12 protein-coding genes and 4 tRNA genes are annotated in these 12,735 nt (G+C 32.0%); 4 read left to right on the top strand and 12 right to left on the bottom strand.

Annotated features, from left to right (window positions below; genetic code table 11):
* Positions 1-12: 12 nt before the first annotated feature.
* Genes L8U00_RS07585 through L8U00_RS07615 form a run of 7 tightly spaced genes read right to left on the bottom strand, consistent with a single transcriptional unit; the run spans position 13 to position 6,417 of the window.
* The gene (locus L8U00_RS07585; protein ID WP_318529524.1) at positions 13-585 is read right to left on the bottom strand and encodes a prepilin-type N-terminal cleavage/methylation domain-containing protein; all 573 of its coding nucleotides are present in this window, start codon (positions 583-585) and stop codon (positions 13-15) included.
* Positions 582-1,589 carry a tRNA (adenosine(37)-N6)-threonylcarbamoyltransferase complex transferase subunit TsaD gene (gene tsaD, locus L8U00_RS07590; protein ID WP_263709086.1) on the bottom strand — a complete coding sequence of 336 codons (1,008 nt, stop codon included), beginning with the start codon at positions 1,587-1,589 and terminating at the stop codon, positions 582-584. Before tsaD ends, L8U00_RS07585 begins: the two co-directional genes overlap by 4 nt.
* Entirely contained in the window at positions 1,586-2,974 is a 1,389-nt protein-coding gene (locus L8U00_RS07595; protein WP_263709087.1) for a M99 family carboxypeptidase catalytic domain-containing protein, read from the bottom strand. The genes tsaD and L8U00_RS07595 overlap by 4 nt, the downstream gene beginning before the upstream one ends.
* Entirely contained in the window at positions 2,971-4,050 is a 1,080-nt protein-coding gene (gene dxr, locus L8U00_RS07600) for a 1-deoxy-D-xylulose-5-phosphate reductoisomerase (RefSeq protein WP_263709088.1), read from the bottom strand. The genes L8U00_RS07595 and dxr overlap by 4 nt, the downstream gene beginning before the upstream one ends.
* A complete protein-coding gene (locus tag L8U00_RS07605; protein WP_263709089.1) occupies positions 4,047-4,775 on the bottom strand; it encodes a phosphatidate cytidylyltransferase in 729 nt (242 codons plus the stop codon). The genes dxr and L8U00_RS07605 overlap by 4 nt, the downstream gene beginning before the upstream one ends.
* Positions 4,776-4,786: 11 nt before the next feature.
* Positions 4,787-5,110 carry a hypothetical protein gene (locus L8U00_RS07610; RefSeq protein ID WP_263709090.1) on the bottom strand — a complete coding sequence of 108 codons (324 nt, stop codon included), beginning with the start codon at positions 5,108-5,110 and terminating at the stop codon, positions 4,787-4,789.
* 2 nt (positions 5,111-5,112) lie between these two features.
* Positions 5,113-6,417: an NFACT RNA binding domain-containing protein gene (locus L8U00_RS07615; RefSeq protein WP_263709091.1), complete on the bottom strand. Its 1,305-nt coding sequence runs from the start codon at positions 6,415-6,417 to the stop codon at positions 5,113-5,115.
* Positions 6,418-6,458: 41 nt separating this feature from the next.
* Here L8U00_RS07615 and L8U00_RS07620 point away from each other — a divergent pair, with 41 nt between their 5' ends.
* On the top strand, positions 6,459-7,058 hold the full coding sequence (locus L8U00_RS07620) for an NTP transferase domain-containing protein (RefSeq protein ID WP_263709092.1): 600 nt from the start codon (positions 6,459-6,461) through the stop codon (positions 7,056-7,058).
* Complete coding sequence (locus L8U00_RS07625) at positions 7,021-7,995, top strand: phospholipase A (protein WP_263709093.1); 975 nt, start codon at positions 7,021-7,023, stop codon at positions 7,993-7,995. Before L8U00_RS07620 ends, L8U00_RS07625 begins: the two co-directional genes overlap by 38 nt.
* Here the strand turns inward: L8U00_RS07625 and L8U00_RS07630 are convergent.
* Positions 7,992-9,344, bottom strand: a complete 1,353-nt coding sequence (locus L8U00_RS07630; RefSeq protein WP_412175431.1) for a Na+/H+ antiporter NhaC family protein — start codon at positions 9,342-9,344, stop codon at positions 7,992-7,994. The genes L8U00_RS07625 and L8U00_RS07630 overlap by 4 nt on opposite strands.
* 134 nt (positions 9,345-9,478) lie before the next feature.
* On the opposite strand from L8U00_RS07630, the gene ilvD reads away from it, so the two are divergent.
* Complete coding sequence (gene ilvD, locus L8U00_RS07635; RefSeq protein ID WP_263709095.1) at positions 9,479-11,155, top strand: dihydroxy-acid dehydratase; 1,677 nt, start codon at positions 9,479-9,481, stop codon at positions 11,153-11,155.
* Between the two features lie 75 nt (positions 11,156-11,230).
* Here the strand turns inward: ilvD and L8U00_RS07640 are convergent.
* From L8U00_RS07640 to L8U00_RS07655, 4 genes are all read right to left on the bottom strand, one after another.
* Positions 11,231-11,318 (bottom strand) — tRNA-Ser (locus tag L8U00_RS07640).
* 33 nt (positions 11,319-11,351) lie between these two features.
* Positions 11,352-11,425 (bottom strand) — tRNA-Cys (locus L8U00_RS07645).
* 16 nt (positions 11,426-11,441) lie between these two features.
* Positions 11,442-11,530: transfer RNA gene (locus L8U00_RS07650), tRNA-Leu, on the bottom strand.
* A gap of 9 nt (positions 11,531-11,539) precedes the next feature.
* Positions 11,540-11,614 (bottom strand) — tRNA-Gly (locus L8U00_RS07655).
* Positions 11,615-11,913: 299 nt separating this feature from the next.
* Between L8U00_RS07655 and L8U00_RS07660 the strand changes: the two genes are divergently transcribed.
* On the top strand, positions 11,914-12,735 hold an 822-nt coding region (locus L8U00_RS07660; protein ID WP_263709096.1), incomplete at its 3' end, for a cache domain-containing protein.

The following is a 12,735-nucleotide window of genomic DNA, read 5'->3' on the forward strand; positions in this document are numbered from 1 at the left end:
TGGGGTGTATTTTTAACTACCACTTAAAAAATACACCCTAGTAGCCAAGTCTTTAAAAGCTTTAGAGTGGATTAGACTTTGACAAGCTTTGGATTTTGAAGTGCTTGTAAATTCGCTTTGACTAAAAGCATTTAAAGCCTCATATAGTTGAGTTTTTATACTTTGATTTTTAGGATCTTTCAAAGTTTGATTTTTTAAATCTGCTATATTTTGGGCTTTGCTTTTTTGAGCATTATCTACTATAAGTGCTAAAAGCAAAATGCTTTCTTTATCCACAAAAAGCACTTTAAAACACTGCTCATCATTTCCTACGCTAAAATCAAGCTCTTTGGTGGAATTTTGCAAATTTGATAAATCTTCATTTTTTATATTTGCCACATTACTCATCAAAGCTATGTTTGAAAGACTTTCATTTTTTAACACATAAGAACTTACATCATTGATAAAAGTTTTTAAATTTCCTAAAGCTTGAGCTGTACTTGCTTCATCTTTACTTGCGCTAAATTTTGGCAAAGCAACTGCTGCTAAAACCCCAAGTATAATCACCACAAACACAAGTTCTATAATAGTAAAAGCCTTTTTCATAATACACCTTGTAAATTTTTCACCTTAGGGCTTATAAGATCATCTTCAATACTTACAAATTCTTTACGCTCATAAGCCTCACAAGCTGCCCTTGCTATCATCAAAGCATTATCTGAGCAATACTCAAGTGGAGCTAGCAAAAGTTCACATTGATAGCTTTGGCATAAATGCTCTATTTGACTTCTTAGGTTTAAATTTGCACTAGCTCCACCTACTATACCAAAACGCTTAAATTTATACTCTTTAAAAATTTTTTCTAACTTGTTTAAAATATGCGCTATGGCTGCTTTTTGAAATGCAAAGGCTATTTTGCTTTTACGTTCTAAGCTTAGCTCTTCTTTTAAAATTTCCAAACGCACTTGGTTTTTAAGTCCTGAAAAACTATAAGCTAAGTCTTTAGAATGAAGCAAAGGTATGCTAAATTCTAAATCACTTTCTTTTACATTTTTAGCTAAATTTTCTATGATAGCCCCGCCAGGATAACCAAGCTCCATCATTTTTGCTACTTTATCAAAACTTTCTCCAAAACTATCATCATTTGTTCTTGCTAGTTCTGTGATTTTACCTTGCTCATCGATAAAAAGCACCATAGTATGCCCACCACTTACAAGCAACACACCCATATCAAAACTAGCTTTTTTATCTAAAAACATAGAGTAGATATGTCCTTTTAGATGATTAATCGCTATAAGTGGTAAATTTAAACTAACAGCAAGCATTTTAGCCATAGCAACCCCACCTATTAAACTCACACTAAGACCAGGTTCATTTGTAACTGCTATGGCACAAAGTTTGTCAAAGTATTTTTGGCATTTTTCTAAGATTTTAGGTAAGGCTTCACTGTGCAATCTTGCTGCAAGTTCAGGCACTACCCCACCATAGACACTATGAGCATTTTCTTGAGAAATTTTTGTATGGAAAATGCATTCAAAGCTGTTTTTATCTATGATAGCAATAGAACTATCATCACACGAGCTTTCTATGGCAAGAATTAAGCTTTTCATTGAAATTCCACTAAAATCATACCAATAAATTTGTCCTTTTGCTCTGCTTTTTCTATGGCTTTTGCAGGTATGTTTGCTTTTTTGATTTCTTTAAAATTTGTCTTTTTTTCTAAGGCTTGATCGGCTAAATTTGCATTTTTTAACTCATAAAATTCCACTCTATAAATTTTTCTTTTTTTATCTAAAGAATAACGACTTTGCATTTGATTTTTACTTATTTCTATACCGCTTTCATCATTACCCCTATCAAAACCTATGACATTAACCCTTACACCTACAATAGAAGGAATTTTAAAGCTATTTTTTACCATGATTTTTTGAACAAAATTTGTTTGTATATTTTTTCCATCTACTATCATTTCAACACTATCTAGCGCATTTGAAAACTCAAAGTATTCAGGGTATAGTCTAGTTTGCAAGCGATTTCCGTAATTGACTGAGTATGAACTAGCGTTTGAAATCACCGCTGTAATTTCATTGCTTGCTTCATAATTTAAAGCTTGATTAACAGGGAAAGGCAAGAAATTTATAGCATTAGTAGGTTTGTCAAGATAAAGTAAAATTTTATCATTAAAAAGTCTTACCTCCAAAGGCTTTTCAATGGCTCTATAAACCCCATTTGGAGTTAGCTCAAAAGTTCTTTGAAATTCTATATTTGCCTTTTTTAGATAATACTCCACCGCCAAAAGATGATAATACACTCTTAAATGTGTTGGTAAATTTTTGCTCGCTTCATTAGCAAAGGCTGCTTTGTGATTTGACACTACAAAATAAGTTAAAGCCTTTAACATATCTTTATCATTACTTTCTTGGGTTTTGGTGTTTTTTAAATGATATTGATGTTCTTCTTTTACTAAGGCTTTATTGATATTTTCCACCGCTTCTTTAGCTATGCTTTCTAAGTCTGCATATTTAGTAGAATTTACTTCGCTTTGATCGATAATGCTAGTATTGCCCCAGCGGTTTGGGTTTTTATCTTTGCTTTCATATTGTGGTCTATAAAAACCACTTCCATCGTGTAAATTTATGACCATATTAACTTCAGGGTCTAAAATAAGCTTTTTTATACGCTCTATGGTGTGAAAATCAGGATCGCTTTCATCTATATGGGCAAATTTTCTATTTAAATCTCCAAAATTTCCCCTATTTCTAGCAATAATACTTTCAAAAGCCAAATTTGGCGCAACGATGATTTTACCTTTAGTGATATTATAATCACTCAAAAGCAAACTAGCTGCATGAAACCCACCTGGCTCATCTCCTTGTATGCCTCCAAGGATTAAAACCGTGTTATTATCGTCTAAACTTTTTCCATTTTCTTTCACACTAAATTCTAAAGCAAAAACTGCATTTATAAAAATCAAAACACTTAAAAAATATCTCACTTCATTTCCTTATCTAAATAAAGCCTTACTTGCTTATCGTACTCAAAAACATCTTCAATTTGGTTAATCTTTGGCACACCAAAATGATCTAATGCTTTAAAAATTCCTTTAGCTATGTCTAAAAACTGTGCTTTTTGGGCTAAAAATTGATACACCATATACTCATTTGCACTATTTATAATCACACCCAAATCAGGCTCTTTCAAAAGTTCATCTTTGAGTGAAAATATAGGATATTTTTTTAAACTAATTTTTTCAAATTTTAAACTTGGTATAGCTAATAAATCTAAATTTTCTATAAAGCTTTGATCATGCTCATCTAAAATCGCTTGAGCTATAGATAAACGCATATTTGCATGAGAAAAATATGCACTTATACCACCGTCTTTAAACTCGCACAAAGCATGCACTAAAGATTTTCTTTCTATCAAAGCATCTATTTGTTTAATACCATAAAGATGATAAGCTTCGATGATTTCAAAAAGCTTATTGCACATACTAGCACTATCTATGGTGATCTTAGCTCCCATGCTCCAGTTGGGGTGCTTAAGAGCTTCTTTTACGCTAACATTTTTTAAATATTTGATTTTATAATTATAAAAGGCCCCGCCGCTTGCTGTGATGAAAAGCTTTTTAATGTCTTTTCTTTTATCTATCAAGCACTTTAATGCTGCATGTTCGCTATCTATGGCTTTAATCTTAGAAGTGTCAAAAAATTTCCCTGCTACTACTAGGCTTTCTTTATTTGCTAAGGCTAAAGTTTTACCAAGCTTTTGCGCCATAAGACTTGAGTTTAACCCTGCAAAACCTACTATAGCATTTATCACCAAAGAGCTTTTACACTCAGCTATCATCGCTTTTAAGCCCTCTTGGCCACAAAAAATCTTATCATGATCAACCAAGGTTTTATCTTTTTCATCTTGTATGCATACAAATTTAGGCTTAAAAAGAGCTATTTGCTCATTTAAAAGCTTGATATTTTTACCACAAGATAAGGCTTCTATGCTTATGTTTTTTTCTTTGGCAATAAAAAGAGTATTAACCCCTATACTTCCTGTGCTTCCAAGTACAATCATACTAAAGTTGCCATTGCAAATGCTGCAATGATAACAGCATCAATTCTATCTAGAACTCCCCCATGCCCTGGGATTAAATTACCACTATCTTTAATGCCTGCTTGTCTTTTAAAATAACTCTCAAGCAAATCCCCTATCACAGCAAAAATAGCTACTATTAAAGATATATAAATACTTTTTACTAAGCTAAATTCAAAAGAACCTATGATAGTTCCTAAAATCCCTGCGCAAACTATGCCACCTACTACACCTTCTAAAGTTTTATTTGGGCTTGTTGGAGAAAAAGCTCTCTCACCAATGAGCTTTCCTATAAAATACGCCCCGCTATCACAAGCAACTACAATCACTATAAGCCAAAATAATACAAACATACCCTCATAGCTTAATACTTGATAAAGCATTAAAATAGGCAAAGTAGGATATATATAAGGCATAAGTTCATTTAAATTTTCACTTTTTTTATAAACTAAATATCCTAAAATCAAAATCAAAGCCAAAAGGCCTATAAAGAAAGGTTTATCTAAAAATGCTCCTATTGCAAAAATACACAAAGCTACAAAGGCACTTGCATGTTTGCTTTTAAACATAGCTTTTGCTTCATTAAATGCCAAAAACAATAAAACACCAAAAATAGCAAAATTAATCAAAAAATTATCTACTAAAGCAACAACAGCTATTACAGCTATCATCACAATAGCACTAAGAATTCTTGTCTTTGAAAACATTTTTATCCTTTCTATATACTTAAATCAAGCAAATGAGAGCTTTTTTTGACTACTTCTTGCTCATCTTTTTCTTCTTGCTCATCTTTTTCTTCTTGTTCTTGATGATGTTTAGAATGCTTCTTTTCTTCCTCTTGTCTTTCTTTTACCTCATCACTTACTTCGTGAGTTTGATTAACTTTTTCAAGTTTTTCAACCGCCTTTTCCTTTGCTTGAAACTCACTCATATTTACCAAAGTCGCAAAAGAGTCTTTTGCTAGTTCATTGCTCACTTGTGCTGAATGCACTGGTGCATTTTGGTTAGCATAATTAACACCACCTATGGGACTTATAGGCATATTCACTCCTTTAAAATGCTTATAGTCTTATAATTTGTATAATTTACAAAAGCCTTCTCTCTAACTTTAACAAAATTCTTACTCGTATAATCGACCAAATAAGTTCCAGAACTTAGCTTGGAAAATTCCACACAAAGCTTTGCGGCAAATTCTAGCACTAATTGACTTATTTTTAATTTATTTGAAGTAATGATCACATGTGCACTAGGATAATCTTTCACATGCAACCAAATATCATCTTTTTTAGCTATTTTTAATAAATACTCATTAGCTTTTTCATTGCGTCCTACGCTGATTTTAAACTCATCAAAATAAAAGCTACTAACCCCTGCATTCAACTCTTCTTTTTTGGTTTTTTTACTTTTTTTAGGCATTAAAACTTCTAATTCTCGCAAAGAAGCGCTTTTAGTGATTAAATCTTTTAAATTGATTAAAAAATCAAGTTTTTCACTTAAAATTTCTCTTTCTATATTGATATTTTTAGCCTTTTGTTTTAGCTTTTTAGCCATTTTGTAAAATTCATTCGCGCTGTTTTTAGGTGTATCTTCAAGCTTAAAAGCAAGCTCATTTGCATTAAAATCTTGCAAAATAAATTCTCTTTGATAATCTTTTAAAGAATTTAAATTAGCAAATAAAACATCTGCCTTTTGACTTAACTCTTGAGCTTTTTTTAATAAATTGCTTTCTTGTTCTAAATTTTCTATACTCTCTTTAAGGGTAAAAATTTTTTTATCTACATTTAAAAGTTTATTTTCTTTTATATCTTTTAAGCGCTCTTGTTGTAACTTTTTAGCACTTTCTTTAAAATACACATTAAAATCATCAATCTTTACAAATTCTTCTTTGATCTCATAAGCTTTTAAAGCTTGGAGTTTTTCGCCTATTTTTACAATACGATAACTTTTATCTATATGACGCAAAGCTTCTATGATAATATCATTAGTATCTGTGATGATGACATTAGTGTTTTTTCCTGTAAATTCAAAATAAATCTTAGCCCCATAAGCTTTGTAAGATTTTTCTGATAAAACTTCAAAAGATAAAATTCTATTATTTTCTAATACTTCTAAATTTAAAATCTTTGCATTAGAAAAGTATTTTTTTAACATAAAATCAAAAGGTGCGTTATAGACTTTTGCTTGGAGCTTATCTTGGTAAATTCCACTTTTTCCGCGTGTTAAATCTAGTATAAAAGCTTGATGATCTAAGCTAAGCTCTAAGATATTATCATCAAGGCGTTTGAGATAATTTAGCCTTTGAAATTGTTTAAAATAATCTTTTATTTGTATTAAATCTGTATATTTCATAAATGTATTATAAAATATTTTGATGAATTTATGAGGTTTTTATGAGTGAAAAAATTCCCTATCCTTGCGTGATTTTATGTGGCGGAAAGTCTTCACGCATGGGAGAAGATAAAAGCTTATTGCAAGTAGATGATAAAAACTTAACTCTTTATCAATATGAAAAAATGTCAAGAATTTTTAATCAAGTTTTTATTAGTACTAAAAAAGATAAATTTCATCAAAAAAACTTAGCGCTTATTTTAGATGAGGATTTAAACAACTACTCCCCACTCATTGCCTTAAATTCCATACTCAAACATTTTCAAAACACCTATGTATTTATCCTTAGCGTGGATAGCCCAAACATAAGCAAAGAAAGTATTTTTAGACTTTTTCATCATCTAAAATCACAAAATATACTCTTAGCAAGCACAAAAAAACACAAGCATTATTTATGTGGATTTTATCATGGTAGAAATTTTGAAAAAACTTTGCAATTTTTACAAGAAAATAACCATAAACTAGCTCTTTTTTGTGATACAATGAAAGCAGAATTTATAGATTTTAAAAATGAAAATGAGTTTATAAATTTAAATTATTTTAACGAATACAAAAAGTGGCTTCATGAAAAAGACAATCTTACCCATAATATGTGCTTTTAGTGCTTTAGCAAATGAAGATTTAATCAATCAAGCCTTAGAATATGAAAGACAAGGTGAGTATAAAAAGGCTATGCAAATTTATAAAAGCTTAGCTTTAAAAGATACAGCAAAAACAAAAAATTTAGAACTTTCTCTTAACAATGAGCAAAATGCAACAAAAGAACATAAAATAGATGATTTTAACCCAAGAAGCGAAGCTTTAGCAAATTACCTTGGCACAGAAAAATCATATAATCCTTTTGGTATTAGCACGCATAATCTTAGCTATTTTATGCCTGTTTCTTATGGTTTTAGCAAAAGAGATTATAAAAGCACTGAAACTAAATTTCAAGTAAGTCTTAAAAAAACTCTTTTTGAAAATCTTTTGGGTTTAAATGAAAGTTACAACATAGCTTATACACAAATTTCGTGGTGGCAGCTTTATGAGCATTCATCACCTTTTAGGGAGACTAATTATTTGCCTGAATTTTTCATCAATTTTCCTATAAGTGGGCATGGAGCTTTTGAAAATTTAAAAAATATACGCGTTGGTTTATTACACGAATCAAACGGGCAAGATGATCCAAAATCAAGATCTTGGAATAGAATTTATCTAAGCAATGCATGGTTTTTTGGGGACTTTGTGTTCATACCTAGAGTTTGGCTAAGAATTCCTGAAAAAAGCTCAGAGGATGATAATCCTGATATAGAAAAATATTTGGGTAATTTTGATATCAATCTTGCTTATACTCAAGATGACTATTTTATCAATATCTTATGGCGTAATAATTTAAATTTTGCTAATAACCGCGGTGCAGTGGAAATAAGCGGAGCTTATAAAATCTCTAACAATGGCTTGTATATTTACACTCAATATTTTAACGGATATGGTGAGAGTCTTATTGAGTATAATAAATCTTCAAGCAGACTCTCAAGCGGAATTTTGCTAATGTATTAAAGCAAACAAAACGCTATAACACTACCTAAGATAAGCAAAGAGCCATTAAAACATAAAAATGTTGGTATACAAGTATCTTTGATGTGATCACCTTGCTTATCTGCATTAAGCCCTACGCTCACTCCTAAAGTTGTTTCACTAGCAGGCGATCCTGCATCACCTAAAGCTCCAGCAACACCGATGATAAAAATAATCGCGGCAGGTGAAAAACCAAGCTCTATACATATAGGGCAAAATAAGGCAGCGATGATAGGAATAGTACCAAAAGAACTGCCTATGCCTATGGTGATTAAAAGACCTATGGCTAACATGATAAAAATAGCTAAAAAGTGACTTTGCTCCATAAAAGGCACGCTTGTTTTTACAAGCTCAGCTATACCCCCACTTTGCTTTAAAACCTCCCCATATCCTGAAGCAACAAGCATTACAAAAGCTATATAACCCATGATTTTAAGCCCATCATCAAAGACTAGATTAACTTTGTTATATTCTACTCCGCCCAAAATCACCATCAATACAAAACCTAAAAGTCCAGATAAAGGTAAATTGTGCGTCAAAATTTGCAAAATCAAAGTCAGTCCAAGACCAGCTAAAACACCCCATTCTTTTTTACTCATTTTTAGATTTTCAAAGTCCATTTTAGCAATTTGCTCTTCTTGATATTCTCTTGGCTTAGCATAAAATACAAACACAGCTAAAAACAGACCAACTAGCATACAAATAGCCGCAAAAGCCATAGTCTGAGAAACTTCTCCTAGGCTAATTTGCACTCCATTTGAATTTAAATTATCCACAAGCAAAGTTTGAAAAATAAGCCCAAAACCTAAAGGCACTACCATATAAGGAGTTGTAAGTCCAAAGGTTAGCGCACAAGCTATGGCTCTACGATCTATTTTTAATTTATTAAAAAGTTTTAACAAAGGTGGGATCAATAAAGGCACAAAAGCCACATGGATAGGGATTAAATTTTGTGAAAAACAAGCAATAAGCGCTAAAGAAAGTATAAGTAAGTATTTTTTATGTGAAATATAATGCGAAACTATTTTAATCAAATATGCTGTTAGATTAGTTTTTGATATAGCAGCAGCTACTGCTCCAAGTAAAATATAACTTAGTGCTGTTTGTAAATTTCCTTGCATACCATCGATTAAAACTTTCATAGAATCCATCATAGCTTGTGGAAGTTGAGTAAAAAACTCCATCAAAGTTAAATGCTCTACATTCATAAATTTAGACCAAACTCCCACAAAAAGCCCAGAAAGTAAAACACTAAGCAAAACATTAAACCTAAAAAAACACAAAAGCGTCATTAACAAAACGCCTATAAATACTGGATTAGTTAAAAGCATTACATTCCTTAAATCAAAATAATTGCACATTTTAAATAATTTTCTTTAAAATACCATTTAAGTTTAAAAAATTTAAGCAAAAATTGCAAAATAAAAGCATAAAATGATAGTTTTTACTTTAAAAAAGGATACAAATGAGAAGTGACGCGATCAAAAAAGGACATTTAAAAGCACCAAATCGCTCTTTACTTAGAGCATGTGGCTTAAATGATGAGGATTTTGACAAACCTTTTATAGGTGTTGCAAATAGCTATATAGATATCATCCCAGGACATTTTTTCTTAAATGAATATGCAAAGATCATCAAAGATGAAATCCGCAAAAATGGTTGCATTCCTTTTGAATTTAATACTATAGGTGTAGATGATGGCATTGCTATGGGGCATGATGGTATGCTTTATTCTTTGCCAAGTCGTGAAATCATTGCAAACTCTATTGAAACAGTGATGAATGCGCACCAACTTGATGCACTAATTTGTATCCCAAATTGTGATAAAATCACTCCAGGTATGCTCATGGGGGCTTTAAGAGTTAATGTGCCGACTATTTTTGTGAGCGGTGGACCTATGCGAGCAGGAGTAAATAAACACGGAGAAAAAATCAGCCTAAGTTCTGTTTTTGAAGCAGTGGGGGCTTATGAGGCTAAAAAAATCAATGAAGATGATTTAAAAGATATAGAATGTAAAGCTTGTCCTAGCGGTGGATCTTGCTCGGGTATGTTTACTGCAAATTCTATGAATACTTTATGTGAAGCTATGGGCATAGCGCCTGAAGGAAATGGAACTATTTTAGCACTTAGCAAAGAAAGAGAAGAGCTTTTAAGAAAGGCTGCGCGTAGAATTTGCGAGATTGCCCTAGATGAGCGTTTTAAAATTCGCAATATCATTACTAAAAAGTCCATTAATAATGCTTTAGTTGTTGATATGGCTATGGGTGGAAGCTCAAATACTATCTTACATATGCTTGCCATTGCTTATGAAGCGGGTGTAAATTTGGATATAAAAGAACTCAATCACATCAGTGCTAATGTGGCTCATATAGCCAAAATTGCTCCATCTTTAAATACTGTTTATATGGAAGATATACACAAAGCAGGTGGAGTAAGTGCAGTAATGGCTGAAATAGCTAAAAAACCAGGCCATATTTTAGAACTTGATACTCTAGATATTAGCGGAAAAACTTTAAAAGAGCGCATTGAGAATGCTAGTATTAAAGATGAAAATATTATAAGAAAAATAGACAATGCCTATTCGAATGTAGGTGGACTTGCTATACTTTTTGGAAATTTAGCAGAGCAAGGCTGTGTGATAAAAACTGCAGGTATTATGGGTGAACGTAAATTCAAAGGTAAAGCGGTTTGTTTTAATTCTCAAGAAGAAGCCATTAAAGGAATTATAAAAGGTAAAGTTAAAGAAGGTGATGTGTGTGTGATACGCTATGAAGGACCAAAAGGTGGACCTGGCATGCAAGAAATGCTTAGTCCGACTTCATTGCTTACAGGCATGGGGCTTGGTGCTAAAGTATCGCTTATAACAGATGGTCGTTTTAGCGGAGCTACAAGAGGGCTTAGTATAGGTCACATTTCTCCTGAAGCTGCAGAAGGTGGGCTTATAGCGCTTTTGGAAGATGGTGATGAGATAGAAATTGATGTGGATAATTACAGTATCAATGCAAATTTAAACCAAGATGAAATCACCAAACGCAAAGCAAACTTTAAAATGCCAAATAAACAAATAAATTCAAGATGGCTTAAAATGTATCAAAAGCTTGTAAGCAATGCTAGCAAAGGCGGGATTTTAGACTTAGAATAATTTTCTTAATTTCTTAGAGAAATTAAGAAATATCTTTTAAATGTGAAAACAAAAATATGAAAAATTATGTTAAAGTGGCCGGGAGAAAGGGATTCGAACCCCTGGAGGTGTGACCCTCAACGGTTTTCAAGACCGCCGCTTTCGACCACTCAGCCATCTCCCGAAAGAATAAAAATATCAAGTGTTAACATCGCATTGGAGGCGACATCCGGATTCGAACCGGAGATCAAGGCTTTGCAGGCCCATGCCTTACCGCTTGGCTATATCGCCTTGAGTTACCAAAAAGTGGTGCCCGAGGCCGGACTTGAACCGGCACGGAAGAAAAATTCCGAGGGATTTTAAGTCCCTTGTGTCTACCAATTCCACCACCCGGGCGGGTGATAATGGAGCGGGAAACGAGATTCGAACTCGCGACCCCAACCTTGGCAAGGTTGTGCTCTACCCCTGAGCTATTCCCGCATGTAAAATTGAAATTATATCTATTAAAGCTTAAAGATATATAAAAACTTCTTTTTTTGTCACCTTTTAGATAGTTTCCATCTTAAAAATTTATTTTTTTATAAATATTTTATAAGTAAAATAAACTTTAGAAAACAATATAAGGGGTAAAAATGTTTAAATTTAACAACTTATCTAATAAGTTAACAATAATAGCTTGTTTTTTAATAGCTGTTATATTAATAGTTGTTAATGTAATCAACTATTATCAATCTAAAGATAGTACTAGCTATTATCTTGAAGAAATTCAAAAGAAAACTATGTTTGATGTTAATGAAGCATACAAGATATATTCTAATAGCAAAAGATCAGCTATTGCATCGATTGCAACATTCATTGAAAAAAATCCAAAACCAAATGCAAATGAGCTTTTTGATGTTTTAGAATCAATAAGATCAGCTGGTGGATTTGATGTAACATATATTGGCTTTGAAGATGATGGTAGTTTATATCAATCTAATAGAGTTATAAGAAGTCCAGAAAGCACAAATTTTGATGCAAGAACCAGATCATGGTATCAAGAATCAAAAAATGCTAAAAAACTTACCGTTTCTGATCCTTATAAAAGTATCGAAGATGACTCCATAACCATTTCTTATGCTGCGCCTGTATATAAAAACAATAAATTAATAGCTGTAGTTGGGGGCGATTATAACTTACATACTTTTTCCAAAGATGTATTATCTATAGGTCACTCTGATAGCTCTTATGCAGGTGTATATGACAAAGATGGAACTATTGTATTTCACGAAGACAAAGATAGAATGCTTACAAAAAATGATTTAAGTATTAATATAGCAAATGCTATTAAGGAAAATCCTGATTTAATTGATCCAAGTAAAGAAGAGACTTTGTTTTATGCTAAAGACGAAGCGGGTAAAACTCAAGTCATTACTTGTAATCAAACTTTAAATCCTAAATATATAGTTTGTTCTATTACAGACGAATCTGTATACACCGATGCTGTTAATAAAGTTTTATTCCAACAAGTTATTATCGCACTAATAGCCATAATCATTGCATTAATTTTAGTTAGATTTACTATAGCCAAAAATTTAAAACCTATTGCAGTTATCACTACA

Origin of the sequence: Campylobacter sp. IFREMER_LSEM_CL2256, assembly GCF_025771645.1 — a bacterium.
GTDB lineage: Bacteria > Campylobacterota > Campylobacteria > Campylobacterales > Campylobacteraceae > Campylobacter_D.